The organism is Streptomyces sp. NPDC038707, from assembly GCF_040636485.1.
Taxonomy (GTDB): domain Bacteria; phylum Actinomycetota; class Actinomycetes; order Streptomycetales; family Streptomycetaceae; genus Streptomyces.
In genome coordinates this window covers 39,690-60,971 of sequence record NZ_JBEZUP010000016.1, presented here as the reverse complement: position 1 = coordinate 60,971, position 21,282 = coordinate 39,690, and the positions used below count along the sequence as shown (strand labels likewise).

Annotated in this window: 21 protein-coding genes; 15 read left to right on the top strand and 6 right to left on the bottom strand. The window is 73.3% G+C overall.

Annotated features, from left to right (window positions below):
- Nucleotide 1 precedes the first annotated feature (1 nt).
- The 4 genes from AB0E62_RS22455 (at nucleotide 2) to AB0E62_RS22440 (ending at nucleotide 5,582) form a co-directional block, all read left to right on the top strand.
- Nucleotides 2–2,968 carry a GNAT family N-acetyltransferase gene (locus AB0E62_RS22455; RefSeq protein WP_362196430.1) on the top strand — a complete coding sequence of 989 codons (2,967 nt, stop codon included), beginning with the start codon at nucleotides 2–4 and terminating at the stop codon, nucleotides 2,966–2,968.
- 116 nt (nucleotides 2,969–3,084) lie between these two features.
- Nucleotides 3,085–3,681, top strand: coding sequence for a DUF5998 family protein (locus AB0E62_RS22450; RefSeq protein WP_362196427.1), 597 nt, complete (start codon nucleotides 3,085–3,087; stop codon nucleotides 3,679–3,681).
- Nucleotides 3,681–4,877: a nucleotide pyrophosphatase/phosphodiesterase family protein gene (locus AB0E62_RS22445; RefSeq protein ID WP_362196424.1), complete on the top strand. Its 1,197-nt coding sequence runs from the start codon at nucleotides 3,681–3,683 to the stop codon at nucleotides 4,875–4,877. The genes AB0E62_RS22450 and AB0E62_RS22445 overlap by 1 nt, the downstream gene beginning before the upstream one ends.
- A gap of 54 nt (nucleotides 4,878–4,931) precedes the next feature.
- Nucleotides 4,932–5,582 carry a thymidine kinase gene (locus tag AB0E62_RS22440; protein WP_362196421.1) on the top strand — a complete coding sequence of 217 codons (651 nt, stop codon included), beginning with the start codon at nucleotides 4,932–4,934 and terminating at the stop codon, nucleotides 5,580–5,582.
- Nucleotides 5,583–5,586: 4 nt separating this feature from the next.
- On the opposite strand, the gene AB0E62_RS22435 is transcribed toward AB0E62_RS22440, so the two are convergent.
- Nucleotides 5,587–6,402, bottom strand: coding sequence for a VOC family protein (locus AB0E62_RS22435; RefSeq protein ID WP_362196418.1), 816 nt, complete (start codon nucleotides 6,400–6,402; stop codon nucleotides 5,587–5,589).
- A 318-nt stretch (nucleotides 6,403–6,720) separates the two neighbouring features.
- Here AB0E62_RS22435 and AB0E62_RS22430 point away from each other — a divergent pair, with 318 nt between their 5' ends.
- Nucleotides 6,721–7,572: a sulfurtransferase gene (locus AB0E62_RS22430; RefSeq protein WP_362196415.1), complete on the top strand. Its 852-nt coding sequence runs from the start codon at nucleotides 6,721–6,723 to the stop codon at nucleotides 7,570–7,572.
- Nucleotides 7,573–7,668: 96 nt separating this feature from the next.
- Here the strand turns inward: AB0E62_RS22430 and sepH are convergent, their stop codons facing one another.
- Complete coding sequence (gene sepH, locus AB0E62_RS22425) at nucleotides 7,669–8,709, bottom strand: septation protein SepH (RefSeq protein WP_362196412.1); 1,041 nt, start codon at nucleotides 8,707–8,709, stop codon at nucleotides 7,669–7,671.
- A 479-nt stretch (nucleotides 8,710–9,188) separates the two neighbouring features.
- Between sepH and AB0E62_RS22420 the strand changes: the two genes are divergently transcribed.
- The gene (locus AB0E62_RS22420; RefSeq protein ID WP_362196409.1) at nucleotides 9,189–9,941 is read left to right on the top strand and encodes a hypothetical protein; all 753 of its coding nucleotides are present in this window, start codon (nucleotides 9,189–9,191) and stop codon (nucleotides 9,939–9,941) included.
- On the opposite strand, the gene AB0E62_RS22415 is transcribed toward AB0E62_RS22420, so the two are convergent.
- Together AB0E62_RS22415 and AB0E62_RS22410 are read right to left on the bottom strand one after the other, a co-directional pair.
- Nucleotides 9,865–11,184: a D-arabinono-1,4-lactone oxidase gene (locus tag AB0E62_RS22415; RefSeq protein WP_362196406.1), complete on the bottom strand. Its 1,320-nt coding sequence runs from the start codon at nucleotides 11,182–11,184 to the stop codon at nucleotides 9,865–9,867. The genes AB0E62_RS22420 and AB0E62_RS22415 overlap by 77 nt on opposite strands.
- A complete protein-coding gene (locus AB0E62_RS22410; RefSeq protein WP_362196403.1) occupies nucleotides 11,144–12,382 on the bottom strand; it encodes an MFS transporter in 1,239 nt (412 codons plus the stop codon). Before AB0E62_RS22410 ends, AB0E62_RS22415 begins: the two co-directional genes overlap by 41 nt.
- A 197-nt stretch (nucleotides 12,383–12,579) precedes the next feature.
- On the opposite strand from AB0E62_RS22410, the gene AB0E62_RS22405 reads away from it, so the two are divergent.
- Together AB0E62_RS22405 and AB0E62_RS22400 are read left to right on the top strand one after the other, a co-directional pair.
- Nucleotides 12,580–13,707 (top strand): ferrochelatase, encoded by a 1,128-nt coding sequence (locus AB0E62_RS22405; protein WP_362196400.1) that lies wholly within the window; start codon nucleotides 12,580–12,582, stop codon nucleotides 13,705–13,707.
- Between the two features lie 8 nt (nucleotides 13,708–13,715).
- The gene (locus tag AB0E62_RS22400; protein ID WP_362196397.1) at nucleotides 13,716–14,531 is read left to right on the top strand and encodes an inositol monophosphatase family protein; all 816 of its coding nucleotides are present in this window, start codon (nucleotides 13,716–13,718) and stop codon (nucleotides 14,529–14,531) included.
- A gap of 95 nt (nucleotides 14,532–14,626) precedes the next feature.
- Here AB0E62_RS22400 and AB0E62_RS22395 read toward each other — a convergent pair whose 3' ends face one another.
- Nucleotides 14,627–14,800, bottom strand: a complete 174-nt coding sequence (locus AB0E62_RS22395; protein ID WP_362196394.1) for a hypothetical protein — start codon at nucleotides 14,798–14,800, stop codon at nucleotides 14,627–14,629.
- 413 nt (nucleotides 14,801–15,213) lie between these two features.
- Here AB0E62_RS22395 and AB0E62_RS22390 point away from each other — a divergent pair, with 413 nt between their 5' ends.
- The 4 genes from AB0E62_RS22390 (at nucleotide 15,214) to AB0E62_RS22375 (ending at nucleotide 18,745) form a co-directional block, all read left to right on the top strand.
- Nucleotides 15,214–15,867 (top strand): response regulator transcription factor, encoded by a 654-nt coding sequence (locus AB0E62_RS22390; RefSeq protein WP_007387794.1) that lies wholly within the window; start codon nucleotides 15,214–15,216, stop codon nucleotides 15,865–15,867.
- A gap of 6 nt (nucleotides 15,868–15,873) precedes the next feature.
- The gene (locus tag AB0E62_RS22385) at nucleotides 15,874–17,130 is read left to right on the top strand and encodes a HAMP domain-containing sensor histidine kinase (protein ID WP_362196391.1); all 1,257 of its coding nucleotides are present in this window, start codon (nucleotides 15,874–15,876) and stop codon (nucleotides 17,128–17,130) included.
- Between the two features lie 393 nt (nucleotides 17,131–17,523).
- Entirely contained in the window at nucleotides 17,524–17,820 is a 297-nt protein-coding gene (locus AB0E62_RS22380; protein ID WP_005481602.1) for a DUF4193 domain-containing protein, read from the top strand.
- A 13-nt stretch (nucleotides 17,821–17,833) separates the two neighbouring features.
- Complete coding sequence (locus tag AB0E62_RS22375) at nucleotides 17,834–18,745, top strand: hypothetical protein (protein ID WP_362196388.1); 912 nt, start codon at nucleotides 17,834–17,836, stop codon at nucleotides 18,743–18,745.
- Nucleotides 18,746–18,799: 54 nt separating this feature from the next.
- On the opposite strand, the gene AB0E62_RS22370 is transcribed toward AB0E62_RS22375, so the two are convergent.
- A complete protein-coding gene (locus AB0E62_RS22370; RefSeq protein WP_362196385.1) occupies nucleotides 18,800–19,264 on the bottom strand; it encodes a DUF3093 domain-containing protein in 465 nt (154 codons plus the stop codon).
- A 112-nt stretch (nucleotides 19,265–19,376) separates the two neighbouring features.
- Between AB0E62_RS22370 and AB0E62_RS22365 the strand changes: the two genes are divergently transcribed.
- Genes AB0E62_RS22365 through AB0E62_RS22355 form a run of 3 tightly spaced genes read left to right on the top strand, consistent with a single transcriptional unit; the run spans nucleotide 19,377 to nucleotide 21,272 of the window.
- On the top strand, nucleotides 19,377–19,961 hold the full coding sequence (locus AB0E62_RS22365; protein ID WP_362196382.1) for a PaaI family thioesterase: 585 nt from the start codon (nucleotides 19,377–19,379) through the stop codon (nucleotides 19,959–19,961).
- The gene (dut, locus tag AB0E62_RS22360) at nucleotides 19,958–20,509 is read left to right on the top strand and encodes a dUTP diphosphatase (protein ID WP_318200854.1); all 552 of its coding nucleotides are present in this window, start codon (nucleotides 19,958–19,960) and stop codon (nucleotides 20,507–20,509) included. The genes AB0E62_RS22365 and dut overlap by 4 nt, the downstream gene beginning before the upstream one ends.
- Before the next feature lies 1 nt (nucleotide 20,510).
- Nucleotides 20,511–21,272 (top strand): DUF3710 domain-containing protein, encoded by a 762-nt coding sequence (locus AB0E62_RS22355; RefSeq protein WP_362196379.1) that lies wholly within the window; start codon nucleotides 20,511–20,513, stop codon nucleotides 21,270–21,272.
- The last annotated feature ends 10 nt before the right edge of the window (nucleotides 21,273–21,282 follow it).

The following is a 21,282-nucleotide window of genomic DNA, read 5'->3' as shown; positions in this document are numbered from 1 at the left end:
CATGCAGACCTCGGCGGACCGGCAGGACCGGCACCAGTACCCCGCCCACTGGGAGGCGGACGTGGTGCTGCGCGACGGCGGCACCGCGCGCATCAGGCCCATCACCGTCGATGACGCCGACCGCCTGGTCAGTTTCTACGAGCAGGTCTCGGACGAGTCGAAGTACTACCGCTTCTTCGCGCCGTACCCCCGCCTGTCCGCCAAGGACGTCCACCGCTTCACGCACCACGACTTCGTGGACCGGGTGGGGCTCGCGGCCACCATCGGCGGCGAGTTCATCGCCACCGTACGCTACGACCGCATCGGCGCCGACGGCCTGCCCGCCTCCGCGCCCGCCGAGGAGGCCGAGGTCGCCTTCCTGGTGCAGGACGCCCACCAGGGCCGCGGGGTCGCCTCCGCGCTCCTGGAGCACATCGCGGCCGTCGCGCGCGAGCGCGGCATCCGCCGCTTCGCCGCCGAGGTGCTGCCCGCCAACACCAAGATGATCAAGGTGTTCACGGACGCCGGCTACACCCAGAAGCGCAGCTTCGAGGACGGCGTCGTACGCCTGGAGCTGGACCTCGAACCCACCGACCGCTCCGTGGCCGTGCAGCACGCCCGGGAACAGCGCGCCGAGGCCCGCTCGGTACGACGGCTGCTCGCGCCCGGCTCGGTCGCGGTCATCGGCGTCGGCCGCGCCCCCGGCGGGGTGGGCCGCGGCATCCTCGGCAACATCCGCGAGGCCGGCTACCCGGGCCCGCTGCACGCCGTGAACAAGGCCTTCCCCGACGGCCTCGAGGAGATCGACGGGGTGCCCGCACACCGCTCGGTGCGCGACATCGGCGGGCACGTGGACCTCGCCGTCGTCGCCGTACCGGCCGAGCACGTGCCCGCCGTGGTCGCCGAGTGCGGTGAACACGGCGTCCAGGGGCTGGTCGTGGTCTCCGCCGGGTACGCCGAGAGCGGACCCGAGGGGCGCGAACGGCAGCGCGCGCTCGTGCGGGCGGCGCGCGCGTACGGCATGCGGCTCATCGGCCCCAACGCCTTCGGAATCATCAACACCGCCGGGAACGTGCGGCTGAACGCCTCGCTCGCCCCCGAACCGCCGCGCCCCGGCCGCATCGGACTCTTCGCCCAGTCCGGCGCCATCGGTATCGCCCTGCTGTCCCGGCTGCACCGGCGCGGGGGAGGGGTGACCGGGGTCACCGGCGTCTCCACGTTCGTGTCCGCGGGCAACCGCGCGGACGTCTCGGGCAACGACGTCCTCCAGTACTGGTACGACGACCCGGACACCGACGTCGTCCTCATGTACCTGGAGTCCATCGGCAACCCCCGCAAGTTCACCCGGCTCGCCCGGCGGACGGCCGCGGCCAAGCCCCTGGTCGTCGTGCAGGGCACCGGCACCGCCCCCCAGGGGCACGCGGTACGCGCCACCCGGCTGCCGTACGCGACCGTGTCCGCGCTGCTGCGGCAGGCCGGGGTGATCCGCGTCGACACCATCACCGAACTGGTCGACGCGGGACTGCTGCTCGCCCGCCAGCCGCTGCCCGCCGGGCCGCGCGTGGCCATCCTCGGCAACTCGGAGTCGCTGGGCGTGCTGACGTACGACCGGTGTGTGGCGGAGGGCCTGCGGCCGGCCCGGCCGGTGGACCTGACCACCGGGGCGACGGCGCAGGACTTCCACCGGGCGCTGGCCGCCGCGCTCGCCGACGACACGAACGACGCCGTCGTGGTCACGGCGATCCCCGCGATCGGCGAGGGCTCACCGGGGGACGCGGAACTGGCCGAGGCGCTGCGGTCGGCCGCGGCGGCGGTGCCGGGCAAGCCGGTGCTGGTGGTCCATGTCGAGCTGGGCGGGCTGGCACAGGCGCTGTCGGCCGCGACGAGCACGGCCCCGGGAGCTCCCGACAAGGCGGCCGGCGCGGAGCACGGTACCCACCCGGCCCGCCCGTCCCGCGCGGGAGCGGACCGATCCCCCACGGCCGAGGTGGGGCCTCCGTCCACCCCGACAACAGGACGACCCCCCGCCCCTCCCCAGCGCCGGCCGTCCGCCGAGGCGGCGGGACGACCCCCCGCCCCTCCCTCCGGGCCGGCCGGGCAAGCCCCCGCGTCCCCCCGGGACGGCACCCGGCTCATCCCCGCGTACCCCGCCGCCGAACGCGCCGTGCGGGCGCTCGCCGAAGCCGTGCACTACGCGCGGTGGCGGCGGGAGGCGGCCGATCCCGGGAAGGTGCCGGAGTTCGACGACATCGACGAGAAGGGGGCCGCCCGGCTGATAGGCGAGCTGCTCGCCCGCGGGGAAGGGCTCACGCTCTCCGCCGAGCACACCTGCGAGCTGCTCGGCCGGTACGGCATCCCCGTGCGCCGCGCCCTGCCCGCGCCCGGCCCCGGCGCGGCCGTGGACGCCGCCCGGGCGCTCGGCTACCCGGTGGCCCTCAAGGCGACCGCCCCGCACCTCAGGCACCGCGCCGACCTGGGCGGCGTCCGCCTGGACCTCGCGGACGAGGAGCAACTGCTACGGGCCTACACCGAGTTGACCGAGCTGTTCGGGCGGCCCGAGGAGCTGCGCCCGGTGGTGCAGGCGATGGCACCCCGGGGCGTGGACACCGTCGTGCGCGCGGTGATCGACCCGGCGGCCGGGGCCGTGCTGTCCTTCGGCCTGGCCGGCGCCGCCTCCCAGCTGCTCGGGGACATGGCCCACCGGCTGATACCCGTCACGGACCGGGAGGCGACCTCGCTGGTGCGCTCCATCCGCACCGCGCCGCTGCTGTTCGGCTGGCGCGGCTCCACGCCCGTGGACACCCCCGCCCTGGAGGAACTGCTGCTGCGGGTGTCCCGGCTGGTCGACGACCACCCGGAGGTGGTCGCGGTCACCCTGGAGCCGGTCGTCGTCGCCCCGCACGGCGTGAGCGTCCTCGGCGCCACGGTGCGGCTCGCGCCCCCGCCCGCCCGCGACGACCTCGGCCCGCGCACGATGCCGGCCTACTGAGAAGCCCGCGCCCGATGCCGGCGTACCGGGAAGCCCCGCCGCCTCCCGGAACCCCGCGGCCACACCCGCCCCCGGTCCGTCCGACTGGCCCGGAGCGCCCTTGCCCACGGATTAGGATGGACGCCATGGCCAAGACCAGTACGACGACCCAGGGGCTGCGCGCGGCGATCGAGCGCAGCGGCTACTACCCGGCCCTCGTGGCCGAGGCGGTGGAGGCCGCCGTGGGCGGCGAGCCCGTCCGGTCGTACCTGGTCCACCAGGAGACCACCTTCGATCAGAACGAGGTGCGGCGGCATGTGACCGTCCTGGTGCTCACCGGCAACCGCTTCATCGTCAGCCACACCGACGAGCAGGCCGCCGACACCACGTCCCCGACGCCGTACGCCACCACCTCCACCGAGTCCGTAAAGCTCGACCGGATCTCGTCCGTCGTGGTCAGCCGGGTGGTCGCCAACCCCGAGCAGTACACGCCGGGCACGCTGCCCCGCGAGGTCGTGCTGACCATCGGCTGGGGCGCGGTCAACCGCATCGACCTGGAGCCCGCCGCCTGCGGCGACCCCAACTGCGACGCCGACCACGGCTACACGGGCAGCTCCACGGCGGACGACCTCAGCCTGCGCGTCAGCGAGGCCGGGGACGGCCCGGAGACGGTGCGCCAGGCGCTCGCCTTCGCGCAGGCCATCTCGGAGGCGACCGCGGACCTCACCCGCTGATGTCCCAGCTCTCCGCCTGGGACCACCCGGAACCCCTCGCCCTGGACACCGCGCCGCTGCCCGAGTACGGCAGCGGCTCCCTGGCCGACCTGCTGCCCACCCTGGCCGCCGGCCTCGGCGTCCCCGGTCTGACCCCCACCATCGGCGAGCTGACCCCCGCCGACCGGGTCTGTGTCTTCCTGGTCGACGGCCTCGGCTGGGAACAGCTGCGGGCCCACCCGGACGAGGCTCCCTTCCTGACCTCCCTGCTCGGCAGCTCGCGCGGCGGCACCGGCCGTCCGCTCACCGCCGGCTACCCGGCGACCACCGCGACCTCCCTCGCCTCCGTCGGCACCGGCCTGCCGCCCGGCGCCCACGGCCTGCCCGGGTACGCCGTGCGCAATCCGGCCACCGGCGAGCTGATGAACCAGCTCCGCTGGCAGCCGTACACCGACCCGGGCGCCTGGCAGCCGTACCCCACCGTCTTCCAGCTGGCCCACCGGGCCGGGGTGCACACCGCCCAGGTGACCTCCCCCGCCTTCGAGCACACCCCGCTCACCAAGGTCGCGCTCAGCGGCGGCACCTTCCACGGACGGCTCACCGGCGAGGAGCGCATGGACCTCGCGGCCGAGCAGCTGGCCGCCGGCGACCGCTCGCTGGTGTACACGTACTACTCCGAACTGGACGGCTCCGGGCACCGCTACGGCATCGCCTCCGACACCTGGCGCGGCCAGCTGATGTACGTCGACCGGCTCGTCCAGCGGCTGGCCGAGCAGCTGCCCCCGCGCAGCGCCCTGTACGTCACCGCCGACCACGGCATGGTCGACGTGCCGTTCGACGAGCGGCACCGCATCGACTTCGACGAGGACTGGGAGCTGCGGGCCGGCGTCGCGCTGCTGGGCGGCGAGGGCCGGGCCCGGCACGTGTACGCGGTGCCGGGCGCCCAGAACGACGTGCTGGCCGTGTGGCGCGAGGTGCTCGGGGAGCAGTTCTGGGTGGCCTCGCGGGACGAGGCGATCGCGGCCGGCTGGTTCGGGCGGCCCGGCGACTGTGACGAGCGCGTGTACCCCCGGATCGGGGACGTGATCGCCGCCGCGCACGACGACGTGCTGATCACCGCCTCCGAGCGGGAGCCCAAGGAGTCCGCGCTGGTCGGCAACCACGGCTCGATGACCCCGGCGGAGCAGCTGGTCCCGCTGCTCGAAGTACGTTCCTGATCCTCCCCTGCTCCCCTTCCCGCCCTCCCTTTGCCGAAAGGTGCTCAACTCCTCATGCCCGAGCTGGTGTTCTTCTCCGGAACGATGGACTGCGGGAAGTCGACGCTGGCTCTGCAGATCGAGCACAACCGTTCCGCGCGCGGCCTGGCGGGCATGATCTTCACCCGGAACGACCGCGCGGGCGAGGGCAAGCTGTCCTCCCGGCTGGGCCTGGTCACCGACGCGGTGGAGGTCGAGGACGGCCAGGACCTGTACGCCTACCTCGTGGACCACCTCTCCCAGGGCGGCCGGGCCGACTATGTGATCGCGGACGAGGCGCAGTTCCTCGCGCCCGAGCAGATCGACCAGCTCGCGCGCGTGGTGGACGATCTCGGCCTGGACGTCTTCGCCTTCGGCATCACCACGGACTTCCGCTCCAAGCTGTTCCCCGGCTCGCAGCGGCTGGTGGAGCTGGCCGACCGGATCGAGGTGCTCCAGGTGGAGGCGCTGTGCTGGTGCGGCGCCCGGGCCACCCACAACGCCCGCACGATCGACGGCGAGATGGTGGTCGAGGGGGCCCAGGTGGTCGTCGGCGACGTCAACCAGTCCGCGGGCGAGGTCGGCTACGAGGTGCTGTGCCGCCGTCACCACCAGCGCCGGATGACCGCGGCGACGGCCCGCGCGGCGGCCCTGTCCCCGGACGTGCTGCCCGTCTCGCCCTCCTGAGCGCTCAGCGCGGCTCCCGGACCACCGGCAGCCGCGGATCCTGGACCACCGAGAACTCGGCGCCCTCCGGGTCCGCCACCGTAGCCACCCGCCCCTGCGGGCCGTCGTGGGCCGGTCGCAGGATCCGGCCGCCCAGGCCGGTGACCCGCCGCAGCGTCGCCTCGAGGTCGGCGACCTCGAAGTACGTCCGCCAGTGCGGTCCCCGGTCCGGGGGCAGGTCCTGGCCCACACCGTGCAGTCCGGCCACCGGACGGCCCTCCAGGAGCAGGGCGATGCGGTCGGCACCGGCGGAGACCACCGGCTCCTCCTCGTAGGGGAAGACGCTCCGGTAGAACTTCGCGACGCCTTCCGTCCCGAAGGTGAGCAGTTCGTTCCACACGGGGGTGCCGGGCACACCGGTGAGTGCCGTGCCGGTGTGCCCGGCACCCTGCCAGATCCCGAACACCGCCCCGGAGGGATCGGCGGCGATCGCCATCCGCCCGGCCTCGGCGGCGTCCAGCGGGCCGACGGCCACCGTGCCGCCGCACAGCCGCACCATGTCGGCGGTCCGGTCCACGTCGTCGGAGGCGAGGTACGGCGTCCAGGCGACCGGCAGCCGGCGGTCCGTCGGCAGCCGGCCCACGCCCGCCACCTCCCGCCCGTCCAGCAGCGCCCGCACATACGGCCCGAGCTGCTGCGGACCGGGCCGGAACTCCCAGCCGAACAGCCCGCCGTAGAACTCCTCGGTGGCATCCAGCCCGTGCACCATCAGGCTCACCCAGCAGGGTGTGCCGGGCACCCGCCGCGCGTGCGGACCGGCCGGTTCCCGTGCCTCGGTCATCGATCACTCTCTCCCCGGCCCCTCGCGGTGGCCGTGTCGCTTCCGCTCCCCGGAAGGGGTGTCCACGCCGCCGGCGCGTACGCCCCGTGCCGGTCCCCGCATCCTCCGGGTGCCGCGGGGCCGTACCGCGCCGCTCGCCGCCCCTACGAGAGGATGCCCGATCCGCCGCCTTTCGCCGCTTCTTGACGATGGCCGACGGGTGTCCGTCAGTGGTACACCATGTGCCCGATCCCGTACGCACCGTGATCGGGGCTGTCCGGCCGAGCAGAGTAGCCGGACCTGGACGCCGCGGCCACCCCTGGCGTAAGGATGGACCCCATGACAGCCATCATCACCGCATCCGAACTCGCGTCCGCGCTGACCGGCGACCACCCGCCCGTCCTGCTGGACGTGCGCTGGCAGCTGAGCCTGGCCAGGGCGGCCGGCGCGCCGGCCTTCGACGGCCGGGCCGAGTACGCCGCCGGGCACCTGCCCGGCGCGGTCTTCGTCGACCTGGACCGGGAGCTGGCCGGCGCGCCGGGTCCGGGGGGCCGGCATCCGCTGCCCGACCTCGGCGAGTTCGGTGCCGCGATGCGCCGCGCGGGCGTGTCGGCCGGCCGGCCGGTCGTCGTCTACGACGGCGGGCAGGGCTGGGCGGCGGCCCGCGCGTGGTGGCTGCTGCGCTGGACGGGTCACCCGGACGTGCGGGTCCTCGACGGCGGGTTGCCGTCCTGGCGGGGCGAGCTGTCCACCGAGGTGCCGCCCCCGGCCGAGGGCGACTTCACGCCGGCGCCGGCGGCCGGCGGGCTGCTGGACGCGGACGGGGCCGCCGCGCTGGCCGGCACGGGGGTGCTGCTGGACGCCCGCGCAGGGGAGCGGTACCGCGGCGAGGTGGAGCCGGTCGACCGGGTCGGCGGGCACATCCCGGGCGCGGTGTCGGCACCGACGACGGAGAACGTGGGCCCCGACGGCCGCTTCCTGCCCGCCGCGGAGCTGAAGGACCGCTTCAAGGCCCTCGGGGTGTCCGAGGACACCGAGGTGGGCGTGTACTGCGGCTCGGGCGTCTCCGGCGCCCACGAGGTGCTCGCCCTGGCGGTGGCGGGCATCCCGGCGGCCCTGTACGTCGGCTCCTGGTCGGAGTGGTCCTCGGATCCGTCGCGTCCGGTGGCGGTCGGCGCGGACCCGCGGTAGCGCCACGGAAGGCCGGGAAGAACACGGCAGGCCGAGAAAAAGCCGAGAAAAAGAGGGGGCACGCGCGCGTGCCCCCTTCTGACCGCTCCGCCCCGCCTACTCCTGCTTCTTGCGGCGGGTGCCGAACACGATCTCGTCCCAGCTGGGGACGGCGGCGCGGCGGCCGGGCCGGACGCCGTCGGCCTCGGCCTGGCGGTCGGTCGCGCCGATGAGCCGGTCACGGTGGCTGCCGACGGAACGCGGCATGAGGACGTCCGCGTAGGCGGAGCCGGCCGAGGCGGCGGGCGCCGGCGGCTCCTCGGCGGCGGGCTCGTCGCCGGGCTCCTCCTCGGACTCCGACGAGCGCTCCGGGACGACGAGGTCGCCCCGGAAGCTCGGCACGGCCTCCAGGAGGCTGGTCAGCGAGTCGCGCTCACCCGCTTCCTCCTCGGCCGGCTCCGACGGCTGCGCGGACAGCCCGGGCCGGTCCCGGTCCAGCCGTTCGAGCGCGCGGTCCATCGAACGCTCACGGGGCAGCCGGGCGATCCGCGGGACGAACGGGAAGCTGGGCTCGGGCGCGGCGAGGTCGTCGGACTCGCCGATCAGCGACCGCGCCTCGTCGTCGACGGCCTGGACGAGCCGCCGGGGCGGGTCGTACGTCCAGCTCGCCGAGTGCGGTTCGCCCGCCACCCGGTAGACGAGGAGCACCTCCCAGGTGCCGTCGTCGCGGCGCCAGGAGTCCCACTGCACGGTGTCCTTCTCGGCGCCGCGCAGCAGCAGCCGTTCCTGCACGGCCTCGCCGAGCAGCGGGCCGGAGTTCTCGCCGGGGCGGCGGACCGGGGTCTTGCGGGCGCGTTCGGCCATGAAGGCGCGCTCGGCGAGCACGGGCCCCTCGAAGCGCCGCACCCGGTCGACGGGGATGCCGGCGAGCTGGGCGACCTCTTCCGCGGTGGCACCGGCTCGTATCCGGGCCTGGATGTCCCGCGGGCGCAGATGGCTCTCGACCTCGATCTCGATCTGGCCGAGGCGTGGCCGGTCGCCGCGCACGGCGGCGCGCAGCCGTTCGTCGATCGGAAGTGTGTACTCCGTGGAGTCGGCAGCCTTCAGCACCAGCCGTGTGCCGTCATTCGAGACGGCCACGACACGCAGTTCGGGCATGGGGACCTCCCGGGTGGTGCCTGCCGACGTCACGTGCGTCGCTGCTTCCGCTAGTCGAGTGTGGCCTGCCCGGGTGCAGCCTGCCACAACCTTGCCGAGTTGCCCGGCGTGTCGGGCGCGGGCCCGGGACCGCCGTTATGGCACGGTTACCTGTTCGCCACGCTAAGTGACCAACTCCGTCACCCTGTGCAACTAATCCCCTCCCGGTGATCCTGCGAGGTCGCGGACGCCCTGGTGGGGGACCGGACCCAGGGTTCGCAACAGTACTCCATTCGGGCCACGTGCGTGGATTGGCGCGCTGGCCAACTTCTGGCAAGGGGCGCGACTTGGCCGTTCGCAACCGGTTTTGTCGATCATGACGTGGTGAAGTTCACGGAATCGCCAGAAACGGAACTAATGGTTTCGTCCGTACGTCCCCTTCTCGTGCAGTCGGTCGGTCAATGTCGATCAAGTACGGGAAAGGCAGGCAAGGTCCGGGTATGCGTGAGACACCCGATACGGGGCGGAAGCGGATCGATCTGAACGTCGCCCAGGTCGCGGGCAGCGCCCTGGCGGCGGTGGTGGCGGCCAAACTGGCTTCGTACTTCGGGGTGTACGGCACGATCCTCGGCGCCGGCGTGGTCAGCGTCCTCGCCACCTGCGGCGGTTCGGTCTTCCAGCACTTCTTCAAGCGGACCGGGGAGCAGCTGAGGGAGAAGACGGTGGTGGCCGCCCGGCCGCGGGAGCGAGCGGTGCCGGCACCGGGCGAGTTCACCGAGGGCACCGTCTACCGCGCACGGGTGAAGAGCTGGCGCCGCCCGCTGGTCGCCGCCGCCCTGGTCTTCGGAGTGACGATGGCCGGTATCACCGCGTACGAGCTGGTCTCCGGCAACAGCTTCAGCGGCGGCCGGGGCACGACCGTGAGCGACGCCGTCACCGGCCGGCACACGTCCGGCACCCGGTCCGACGACACCCCGGCCCCGTCGGACACCCCGTCCCCTTCCCGCTCACCGGCCGGCGGCGACACGACCCCCAGCACCTCCCCGGCGCCCGGCGGCTCCGCGAGCGGCACGCCGGACACCGGCCCGGGCGGGACCCCGAGCGGCACCCCGGCCACCCCGTCCGCCCCCGCCACCCCGAGCCCCACGCCCAGCGCGCCCGGCGCGTCCACCACTCCTACGCCCCCAGGACCCTCCGCAGATAGTCGTTCCGGAACAGCCGGTCCGGGTCCAGACGGTCCCGCAACGCCGTGAACTCGCCGAAGCGCGGATACACCCGCGAGAAGTACTCGGCGTCCCGCGTGTGCACCTTGCCCCAGTGCGGGCGCCCCTCGTGCGCGGTGAAGATGCGCTCGGCGGCGGTGAAGTACGCCTGGTACGGCGTGCCCCGGAACATGTGCACGGCGATGTAGGCGCTGTCCCGGCCGGAGGCGGTGGACAGGGTGATGTCGTCGGCCGGGGCGGTGCGCACCTCGACCGGGAAGCTGATCCGCAGCCCCGAGCGGTCGACCATGCCGCGCAGCTCGCGCAGGGTCTCCACCAGGGCCGCGCGCGGCACGGCGTACTCCATCTCCACGAACCGCACCCGGCGCGGCGAGGTGAACACCTTGTACGGGATGTCGGTGTACGTCCGCGCGGACAGCGCCCTGCTGGAGATCCGGGCGATGGCCGGGACGGTGGCCGGCGCGGCCCGGCCGGCCCACTGGGCCACCTGGAACACGCCGTTGGACAGGAACTCGTCCTCGAACCAGGCGGCCGCCCGCCCCACCGGCCGCTCGGGACCGGCGCTGCGGTTGTTGCGCTTGGTGGTGGTGTTCCCGGTGTGCGGGAACCAGTAGAACTCGAAGTGCTCGTTCTCCGCCCACAGCTGGTCGAACTCCGCCAGGACCCGTTCCAGGGGCATCGGCTCCTCGCGCGCGGTGAGCAGGAAGAGCGGCTCCACGGCGAAGGTGATCGCGGTGACGACGCCCAGGGCACCGAGACCGATGCGGGCGGCGGCGAAGACCTCCGGGTTCTCCCGCTCGGAGCAGGTGAGCACCGTGCCGTCGGCCGTGACGAGCTCCAGCCCCTTGATCTGGGCGGCGATGGAGCCGGACGCGCGGCCCGTGCCGTGGGTGCCGGTGCTGGTGGCCCCGGAGACGGTCTGCTCCATGATGTCGCCCATGTTGGTGAGCGACAGACCCTCGCGCGCGAGGGCGGCGTTGAGCCTCTTGAGCGGGGTGCCCGCCTCCACCGTGACCGTCATGGACCGCCGGTCGACGGCGCGGATGCCCGTCAGCAGATGAGGGCGTATCAGGACACCGTCGGTGGCGGCGATCGAGGTGAAGGAGTGGCCGGTGCCGACCGCCTTCACCGTCAGCCCGTCCTCCCGGGCCCGGCGCACCGCCGCCGCCAGCTCCTCCACCGAGGCCGGCGCGACCTGCCGGGCGGGCCGCGCGGAGACGTTCCCGCCCCAGTTACGCCAGGTTCCGTACGTCCCGCTCGCTGTGCTGCTCAACGGTGCCTCCCCGCCCCGAGGCCGGCCTGCGCAGCCGGCGGTACCCGAGGAAACCGACCACGACCGCGACGGCCCCGGACACCGCCGGGACCCCGTACCCGGCCCGCGCCCCGGCCGCGTCGATCACCCAGCCGGCCGCGGAGGAGCCGAGCGCGACACCGACCGCCAGGCCGGTGCTCACCCAGGTCATGCCCTCAGTGAGCCGCGCACGAGGTACGTGCTCTTCTATGAGGGACATCGTCGTGATCATCGTCGGCGCGATGGACAGCCCCGCAACGAACAGCGCCACGGCCAGAAGCGGCAGGTTTCCGACCAGTAGGAGGGGGATCATACTCACGGCCATCGCCGCCACGCCCAGCAGCCAGCGGCGTTCCGGTGCCCCGCCGAAGCGCATCAGCCCGAAGACCGCGGCGGCCACACAGGAGCCGGCCGCGTACAGGGCGAGGACCACGCTCGCGGCGCCCTTGTGGCCGCGTTCGTCGGCGAAGGCGACGGTGACCACGTCCACGGCTCCGAAGATCGACCCGGTCGCCACGAAGGTGGCCACCAGCACCCGCAGCCCCGCCGAGCGCAGGGCGCTGCCGCCGTCGTGCCGCTCGCGCGGGTGCGGCGCCGGTTCGGTGGCCTGCTGGGCGGTCAGCCAGAAGACGCCGGCCGCGAGGAAACAGGCCGCCAGCAGCGGCCCCGCCTCCGGGAACCAGGCCGTGGACAGGCCGATGGACAGGATCGGCCCGAAGATGAAGCAGACCTCGTCGACCACCGACTCGAACGAGTAGGCGGTGTGCAGCTGGGGCGTGCCCCGGTACAGCGCCGCCCAGCGGGCCCGGATCATGGCGCCCAGGCTCGGCACCGAGCCGGTTCCGGCGGCGCAGACGAAGAGCACCCAGTCCGGCCACCGGAAGCGGACCGCGCACAGCAGCACGGCCGCCGCCGTCAGGGCCACCAGGGTCGCCGGGCGCAGCACCCGGCGCTGTCCGTGCCGGTCCACCAGGCGGGAGACGCGCGGCCCGATGGCGGCGGCGGACAGCGCGAGGGTGGCCGACAGGGCGCCCGCGAGGCCGTACCGCCCGGTGACCTGGGAGACCATCGTGACCACGCCGATGCCCATCATCGACAGCGGCATCCGGCCGAGGAATCCGGCGGCGGAGAAGGCCTTGGTGCCGGGCGCGGCGAACAAGGCTCTGTAGGGGCTGGGCACGGGGTCTCCGAAGCGGTTCCGTAAGGCGCGAATGGGGTCGATACAGCTTACAAATAAGGCGACCCTGACTGAACCCGTGGCGACCGCCCGGAAAGCGCCAATATGAGCTGTAGGGACAAGGCACACGAAACCGTCCGAACTCGACTCGGCGCCCCGCTGTTTCCCCGCTGTCGGTGCCGGGTGGCAGGATCGACCCCATGCCAGACGCGCTCGATGCCACCCCGTACGACGCCCTGCTCCTGCTCTCCTTCGGCGGCCCCGAAGGCCCGGACGACGTGGTCCCGTTCCTGGAGAACGTCACGCGCGGGCGCGGCATCCCCAGGGAACGCCTCAAGGAAGTGGGGCAGCACTACTTCCTCTTCGGCGGGGTCAGCCCCATCAACGACCAGAACCGCGCCCTGCTCGAGGCCCTGCGCGAGGACTTCGCCGGCCACGGCCTGGACCTGCCCGTCTACTGGGGCAACCGCAACTGGGCGCCGTATCTGACCGACACCCTGCGGGAGATGGTCGCCGACGGCCACCGCCGCATCCTGGTCCTGGCCACCAGCGCCTACGCCTCCTACTCGGGCTGCCGCCAGTACCGGGAGAACCTCGCCGACGCGCTGGCCGCCCTCCGGGCCGAGGGCCTCGAACTGCCCGTGATCGACAAGCTGCGGCACTACTTCAACCACCCGGGCTTCGTCGAGCCCATGACCGACGGCGTGCTGCGCGCCCTGGCCGACCTGCCCGAGGACGTCCGCGCGGGGGCCCACATCGCCTTCACCACCCACTCCATCCCGACCTCCGCCGCCGACACCTCCGGCCCCGTCGAGTCCCACGGCGACGGCGGCGCCTACGTGGCCCAGCACCTGGACGTGGCCCGGCTGATCGCCGACGCCGTCCGCGAGCGCACCGGTGTCGACCACCCCTGGCAGCTCGTCTACCAGTCCCGCTCCGGCGCCCCGCACATCCCGTGGCTGGAGCCCGACATCTGCGACCACCTCGAGGAGCGGCACGCGGCCGGCGTCCCCGCCGTGGTCATGGCCCCCATCGGCTTCGTCTCCGACCACATGGAGGTCCTGTACGACCTCGACACCGAGGCCAAGGCCAAGGCCGAGGAGCTGGGCCTGCCGGTACGCCGCTCGGCGACCGTCGGCGCCGACCCGCGGTTCGCCGCCGCCGTCCGGGAGCTGGTCCTGGAGCGGGCCGCCGTGGAACGCGGCCGGGAGGTCGCCCCCTGCGCCCTCGGCGCCCTCGGCCCGAGCCACGACGTCTGCCCGGTCGGCTGCTGCCCGGCCCGGACCCCGCACCCCGCCGCCGCGGGCGCCGACAGCCCCTACGCGTGAGGAGAGCCGTGACCGACCCCCTGCACCGGGACCTGCTCGCCCTCGCCCGCGAGGCCGCCCACCGGGCCGGCGAATTGCTGCGCGACGGCCGCCCCAGCGACCTGGCGGTGGCCAGGACGAAGTCCAGCCCCGTCGACGTCGTCACCGAGATGGACATCGCGGCCGAGAAGGTGATCACCGACCTGATCTCCGGCCGCCGCCCCGACGACGGCTTCCTCGGCGAGGAGGGTGCCTCGGCCGAGGGCACGAGCGGCGTCCGCTGGGTCATCGACCCGCTGGACGGCACCGTCAACTACCTGTACGGGCTGCCGACCTGGGCGGTCTCCATCGCCGCCGAGCACAACGGCGAGACCGTCGTCGGGGTCGTCGCGGCGCCGATGCGCGGCGAGACGTACCACGCGGTCCGGGGCGGCGGCGCGTGGGCCACCGGCGCGTGGGAGGGCGAGCGGGCGCTCGCCTGCCGGCCCGCGCCCCCGCTGGACCAGGCGCTGGTCTCCACCGGCTTCAACTACGTCGCCGAGGTGCGCGCCCACCAGGCGGAGCTGGCCGCCCGGCTGATCCCGCTGGTGCGGGACATCCGGCGCGGCGGCTCGGCGGCGATCGACCTGTGCGACGTGGCCTGCGGCCGGCTCGACGGGTACTACGAACGGGGTCTGCACCCGTGGGACTTCGCGGCCGGGGACCTCATCGCCCGTGAGGCCGGCGCGCTGACCGGCGGACGGCCGGGAGAGCGGCCCTCGCGGGAGCTGACGGTCGCGGGCACACCGGGGGTCTTCGAGCCCCTCCAGCGGCTGCTGGAGGACTTCGGGGCGTGGCACGACTGACCGGACCGGGTCCGGGGCCGGCCCGTCCGGCGCCCGCACGCGAAGGGACCCCGGCGCTGGATTCGCCGGGGTCCCTTCGCGTGCTCTCGGGGCGGTCAGACGTGTGACGCGCCGACCTCCACACCGTGTTCGGCGGCGAGGCGTCGCAGGTCGTCGAGTTCGGCCTGCTCCACTTCGGCAAGGAAGTCGTCGCCCTCGTCACGGGCCCGCGAAAGGTCGGACTCGGTCGCCCTTATGCGCTGCAGAAGTCCTGAGGTGAAAGCGTCCATGCTGCGCCCCCTCGTCCTGGGTCGTGGGTCGGTGGCACGGGGGTGTGCCGTATGGAAGGGGCGATCACGTCTCTCGCGGGTGCCCAGCGCTGCCCGGCCGGGCGGCGACGGTGCCGGACACCCACGCCCGCTCTGCGAAGCGGAAGGCGGAGTGCCGCATGGTGCTGCGGCACATGCAGAGCGTGATCGCGGGGTGTAAACCCGTCCTCCCCCCGCTCCCCTCCGGGGAAACCTAACCGGCGGAGAAATTCTTGTATTCCCGCCCCGCATCCCCTGTCCCTGCGGTCCCGGAGGCCGCCTTACAGCCGACTTATGGCCGAAAAGGGCAGGATGGGGGCCACACCCCAACGCAGGCCCCTGCCCGCACGCGCCCGCGGCGCGCTACGCGGGTGGACACAGGAAGGACAAGCGACGTGCGCGTACTCGTCGTCGAGGACGAGCAACTGCTCGCCGATGCGGTGGCCACCGGACTGCGCCGGGAGGCCATGGCCGTCGACGTCGTGTACGACGGTGCGGCCGCCCTGGAGCGCATCGGCGTCAACGACTACGACGTGGTCGTCCTCGACCGCGACCTCCCGCTCGTGCACGGCGACGACGTCTGCCGCAGGATCGTGGAGCTGGGCATGCCCACGCGGGTGCTGATGCTCACCGCCTCCGGCGACGTCAGCGACCGGGTCGAGGGGCTGGAGATCGGCGCCGACGACTATCTGCCCAAGCCGTTCGCGTTCAGTGAGCTGATCGCGCGCGTGCGGGCCCTCGGCCGCCGCACCAGCGTGCCCCTGCCGCCGGTCCTGGAGCGCGCCGGCATCAAGCTCGACCCGAACCGCCGCGAGGTCTTCCGCGACGGCAAGGAGGTCCAGCTCGCGCCCAAGGAGTTCGCGGTGCTGGAGGTGCTGATGCGCAGCGAGGGCGCCGTCGTCTCGGCGGAGCAGCTGCTGGAGAAGGCCTGGGACGAGAACACCGACCCGTTCACCAACGTGGTGCGGGTGACGGTGATGACCCTGCGCCGCAAGCTGGGCGAGCCGCCGGTCATCGTCACCGTGCCCGGCTCCGGCTACCGGATCTGATCGCCCGTGGCCGCGACACCCGCGCCGCCCCAGGCGCCGCCGAAGCCCACCTGGGACCCCAGGAGGCCGCAGCCCCCCTTCCCGTGGCTGCGTCCGACCATCCGCATACGGCTGACGCTGCTGTACGGCGGCATGTTCCTGATCGCCGGCATCCTGCTGCTGTCGATCATCTACCTGCTGGCCGCGCAGGCGATCAGCACCGGCAACCAGCCGCTGTTCAAGATCGTCAGCGGTTCGGCGATCAAGGTGACCAGCGACAACTGCCCCGCGGTCACCGCGATCAACTCCGGCCCGGTGCCGCTGTCGGACTTCAACGAGGCCATCGCCCACTGCGTGGACCAGCAGCGCCAGGCGGCCCTGGACAACCTGCTCAGCCGCTCCCTGCTGGCGCTGCTGGGCCTGGCCGTGATCGCCTTCGCATTCGGGTACGCGATGGCCGGCCGGGTGCTGTCCCCGCTCGGCCGGATCACCCGCACCGCCCGCCAGGTGGCCGGCTCGGACCTGTCCCGCCGGATCGAGCTGGACGGGCCGGACGACGAGCTGAAGGAGCTGGCGGACACCTTCGACGACATGCTGGAGCGGCTCCAGCGGGCCTTCACCGCCCAGCAGCGCTTCGTCGGCAACGCCTCGCACGAACTGCGCACCCCGCTCGCGATCAACCGCACGCTCCTCGAGGTGCACCTGTCGGACCCGAACGCGCCGGTGGAGCTCCAGCAGCTCGGCAAGACGCTGCTGGCCACCAACGAGCGCAGCGAACAGCTGGTCGAGGGCCTGCTGCTGCTGGCCCGCAGCGACAACCAGATCGTCGAGCGCAAACCGGTCGACCTGGCCGAGGTCGCCACGCAGGCCATCGACCAGGTGCACGCGGAGGCGGAGGGCAAGGGCGTGACCGTCCGGGGCGAGCGCAAACCGGCCGTGGTCCAGGGCAACGGCGTACTGCTGGAGCGGATCGCGCTGAACCTGGTGCAGAACGCGGTGCGCTACAACGTGGCCGAGCAGGGCTGGGTCGAGGTGAGGACCGAGGCCGAGCACGGGCAGGCGGTGCTGACGGTCACCAACACCGGGCCGGTGGTGCCGGCGTACGAGATCGACAACCTCTTCGAGCCCTTCCGACGGCTGCGCACCGAGCGCACGGGCAGCGACAAGGGCGTGGGCCTCGGCCTGTCCATCGTCCGGTCCGTGGCCCGGGCCCACGGCGGCCACATCCACGCCCGTCCCCGGGAGGGCGGTGGCCTGGAGATGCGTGTCACTCTGCCCATGTGAGAAGGGCGGACACACGCGGGCCGTGTTCGCTCTACGCGGAATTTTCCGGCCGCCGAACAGACGTCTTTTTGTGTGATCAGTCACATGGACGGATTTCCGGCCATGTACCCAGAGTGATCATGAGGATGAGGGGAAAGCCGGGAATGTCCTGGTTTTCAAGGGCTTTGATCACGGGAAGTACACGGAGGGGCGCCTTTGAGGTGCGACATCTGGACCGTGTACGGTCCTCACCGCCATCCAAGCCGATCACTCCTGAGGGGTCGGATTGGGTGTCGATTGAGTAACAGACCTTGATGTGAGGCAAAATCTCCGCTTCAGGTCGGGCACAAGTCCGGCCTCTCACGCGTTACGTGCGCTGGAGACACCGCAGACACCCAGAGGGGGAGAGCGACTATGGCAACCGATTACGACACTCCACGCAAGACCGACGACGACGTCGACTCGGACAGCCTTGAAGAGCTGAAGGCCCGGAGGAACGACAAGTCCACCTCCGCGGTGGACGTCGACGAGTTCGAGGCCGCAGAGGGCCTGGAACTGCCCGGTGCGGACCTCTCGAACGAGGAACTGGCCGTCCGGGTCCTGCCCAAGCAGCAGGACGAGTTCACCTGCATGAGCTGCTTCCTGGTGCACCACCGCAGCCAGCTGGCCCGGGAGAAGAACGGTCAGCCGATCTGCCGCGACTGCGACTGAGGACGGGTCGGCCATGTCTGGCTCGACCCCTCCCCGGAAGCGCCGCTTCCCCCTGGGGAAAGCGGACCAAGGGCCGCTCGGCGGCCCGCACGGCGCGCGTGACGACGAGCGGGGCTCGCCCGGAACGGGAGCCTCGCTCGGACCGGCGGCGGACCGGGACGGCCTCCCGTCGCCCCAGCACCCCGCACCCCTCGCCCGGCGCCGGGCGATGGTGATCCGCGAGAAGGCCCGGGACCTGGCCCGGGAAGGCGTCCACAAGGGCGGCAGCCGGGCCCGGGCGGGCCTCGCGTACCTCGCGGACCGCATCATCGACATCGCCCCGCGTATCCCCGTACGCGACCTCGAGACCCTGCGCCGCCAGTTCCCCGGCCTGGGACCCGAGGAACTGGCCGACAAGCTGGTGGCGGGCGCGGCGGCCGGCACCTCGACGGTCGGCGCCGGAGTCGGGGCGGCGGCGATGCTGCCGGTACCCCCGGCCATGCCGACCGAACTGGCCGCGGAGGTCACCGGGGTCGCCGCCATCGAACTGAAACTGATCGCCGAACTGCACGAGGTCTACGGCACCCGCCCGCCCGGCGGCCTCAAGGCCCGTACCGCCGCGTATCTGTCCTCCTGGTCGGGGGAGCGCGGGATCGACGTGACGCAGCCGTCGTCGTACGACACGGCCCTCGGCGGCCGGATGAAGCGCCAACTGCGCCAGCGGATCATGAAACGGATGGTCCGTAACCTGCCCAACCTGATGCCGTTCCTGGTCGGGGCCGCGGTCGGGGCGGTCGTGAACCGCAGGGAGACCAGAAAGCTCGCCGCCCGCATCCGGGCCGACCTGCGCAAGACCCAGGTGCCCTGGGACGAACTGCCGGAGCTGCCCCCGCTGGAGAAGCCGGCCGAGCCGCTGGAGTTGCCCGAGGCGCCCGACGAGCCCTGACCCGGGCATCGGGCGTGAACCCCCGGCCCGGGGGCCAGGCTGGGCCTTGCGGATCTAGGCGTGGGCCTTGCGCGCCGCGTCGATCGCCGCGGCCAGCTTCTCCGGCTCACGCGTCGACAGGTACAGGTACGGCGTCGGGTCCTCGGGGTCCGTGACCTCCACGCGCAGCGCCGTCGGGATGTAGGCGCGCAGCAGCAGGAAGGCGCGGGTGTCCGCCTTGTACGTCCGCCAGGCACGGGCCTCCTCGGCGTCCAGGATCTCCGCCGCGCCCAGCGCCGACACCGGGAGCTTCGCCTCGCCCGCGATCAGCGAGTCCCCCACGACCCGGATGCGCGGGGAGCCGTAGGCGCTCGCCACCACGGCCGCCGCGGCCGTGCCGCCGACCAGGCCGCCGAGCAGCGGCAGGGTGCCGAACGGCAGCAGGATCAGGGCGAACGAGACGCCCACCAGGAGGCTGATCACCCACCACGAGCGGGGAGCCGTGAGACGTTCTTCGTAGGGGGTGGCGGAGAGCTGCATGAAACCAAGCTTGGCATGGGATCCGCAGCCGGCCGGTGTCGGGGGAGCCGGCGCGAGGCGCCGTCGATCAGGGCGGTGGCGGGTGACGGGAGGGCGGGTAAGGTCTGCGGCTGTGAGTGGTAGTTCCGCAGCCCTTCAGCCCCCCGCCGACGCGGGCAAGCCCCTACGTCACCCCGACGCGCCCGCGCCCGGGGAACTCCTCGGCGCGCACTACGAACACTGTTTCGGCTGCGGCCCCGGCCAGCCGCACGGGCTGCACCTGGAGGCGCGGGCCGGCGAGGGCGTCTCGCTGACCGCCGAGTTCACCGTGCGGCCCGCCCACCAGGGCGCCCCGGGACTCGCGCACGGCGGAGTGCTCGCCACCGCCCTGGACGAGACCCTCGGCTCGCTGAACTGGCTGCTGCGCACCATCGCCGTGACCGGACGGCTGGAGACGGACTTCCTGCGGCCCGTGCCGGTGGGCGCCACACTGTTCCTGGAGGCCGAGGTCACCGCCGTCGCCGGACGCAAGATCTACTCCACCGCCACCGGACGCATCGGCGGCCCGGACGGACCGGTCGCCGTCCGCGCCGACGCCCTCTTCATCGAGGTCAAGGTGGACCACTTCATCGACCACGGCCGCCGGGAGGAGATCCAGGCCGCCATGAACGACCCGGACCAGATCCGGCGCACCCGCGCCTTCGAGGTGAACCCGTGAGCCGCAGCCCCCTCGACGTGCTGATCCGCCGCGTGGACCCCGACGTCCCGCTCCCGGCGTACGAACACCCGGGTGACGCCGGAGCCGATCTGCGCACCACCGAACCCCGCGAGCTGGCGCCCGGGGAGCGTGCCGTCCTGCCCACCGGAGTGTCGATCGCGCTCCCGGAGGGGTACGCGGCCTTCGTGCACCCGCGGTCCGGCCTCGCCGCCCGCTGCGGTGTCGCCCTCGTGAATGCCCCGGGGACGGTTGATGCCGGGTACCGTGGGGAGATCAAGGTGATCGTGGTGAATCTCGACCCGCGCGAGAGCGTGCGGTTCGAGCGCTTCGACCGGATTGCCCAACTGGTCGTCCAGCAGGTCGAGAGGGTCCGCTTCCAGGAGGTCGCGGAACTTCCCGGCTCGGCGCGGGCCGAGGGGGGCTTCGGGTCCACCGGCGGCCATGCCGCGGTGGGCGGCGACAGCGGCACAAGCGGTCAGGCCGCCGTAGGCGGTCCGACGGGTGGGAATCGATACGCTTCGGTCGTATCCGACCGGGAAGGACAGTGACGTGTTCGGACGTCGCAAGAAGAAGGGTGCCGCCGAGGACGCGGCCGGCGAGGCCGAGCAGGTCGTCGACAGCGTCGACACCGAGGCGGACGAGGAGGAGGCCGGAAGCGAGCGCCTCCGGCTGGAGCCCGGGCCCCGGCCCGACGGGCCGTGGGACAGCACCGAGGTGCGCGACCCGGCGGAGGGCCGCGTCGACCTCGGCGGGCTGTTCGTGCCGGGCGTCGACGGCATGGAGCTGCGGGTCGAGGTCGCCGGGGACGCCATCGTCGCCGCGACCGTCGTGCTGCGCGACAGCGCCATCCAGCTCCAGGCCTTCGCCGCGCCGAAGCGCGAGGGCATCTGGGGCGAGGTACGCGAGGAGATCGCGTCCGGCATCACCCAGCAGGGTGGCATCGTCGACGAGGTCGAGGGCCCGCTCGGCTGGGAGCTGCGCGCCCGGGTGCCGGTGCAGCTGCCCGACGGCACCGGCGGTTTCCAGGTCGTCCGGTTCGTCGGCGTGGACGGCCCGCGCTGGTTCCTGCGCGGTGTGATCTCCGGGCAGGGCGCGGTCCAGCCCGAGGCCGCCGGGCTGCTGGAGCAGATCTTCCGCGACACGGTCGTGGTCCGCGGCGAGGGCCCGATGGCCCCGCGCGACCCGATCGTCCTCAAGCTGCCGAACGACGCGCAGATGGTGCCCGAGGGCGTCCAGCAGGAGGAGGGCTCGCGCTTCTCCGGCGGGATGGGGCAGCTGCAGCGGGGCCCGGAGATCACGGAAGTCCGCTAGACGCTCCGCT

Bases quoted from the DNA above. Each gene is read 5' to 3' on its own strand.
- AB0E62_RS22420 (WP_362196409.1), top strand. From the start codon at position 9,189: ATGCGTGAGACACCCGATACGGGGCGGAAGCGGATCGATCTGAACGTC.
- AB0E62_RS22440 (WP_362196421.1), top strand. From the start codon at position 4,932: ATGCCCGAGCTGGTGTTCTTCTCCGGAACGATGGACTGCGGGAAGTCG.
- AB0E62_RS22380 (WP_005481602.1), top strand. From the start codon at position 17,524: ATGGCAACCGATTACGACACTCCACGCAAGACCGACGACGACGTCGAC.
- AB0E62_RS22430 (WP_362196415.1), top strand. From the start codon at position 6,721: ATGACAGCCATCATCACCGCATCCGAACTCGCGTCCGCGCTGACCGGC.
- AB0E62_RS22375 (WP_362196388.1), top strand. From the start codon at position 17,834: ATGTCTGGCTCGACCCCTCCCCGGAAGCGCCGCTTCCCCCTGGGGAAA.
- AB0E62_RS22370 (WP_362196385.1), bottom strand. From the start codon at position 19,264: ATGCAGCTCTCCGCCACCCCCTACGAAGAACGTCTCACGGCTCCCCGC.
- AB0E62_RS22445 (WP_362196424.1), top strand. From the start codon at position 3,681: ATGTCCCAGCTCTCCGCCTGGGACCACCCGGAACCCCTCGCCCTGGAC.
- AB0E62_RS22405 (WP_362196400.1), top strand. From the start codon at position 12,580: ATGCCAGACGCGCTCGATGCCACCCCGTACGACGCCCTGCTCCTGCTC.
- AB0E62_RS22435 (WP_362196418.1), bottom strand. From the start codon at position 6,402: ATGACCGAGGCACGGGAACCGGCCGGTCCGCACGCGCGGCGGGTGCCC.
- AB0E62_RS22455 (WP_362196430.1), top strand. From the start codon at position 2: ATGCAGACCTCGGCGGACCGGCAGGACCGGCACCAGTACCCCGCCCAC.
- sepH (WP_362196412.1), bottom strand. From the start codon at position 8,709: ATGCCCGAACTGCGTGTCGTGGCCGTCTCGAATGACGGCACACGGCTG.
- AB0E62_RS22395 (WP_362196394.1), bottom strand. From the start codon at position 14,800: ATGGACGCTTTCACCTCAGGACTTCTGCAGCGCATAAGGGCGACCGAG.
- AB0E62_RS22450 (WP_362196427.1), top strand. From the start codon at position 3,085: ATGGACGCCATGGCCAAGACCAGTACGACGACCCAGGGGCTGCGCGCG.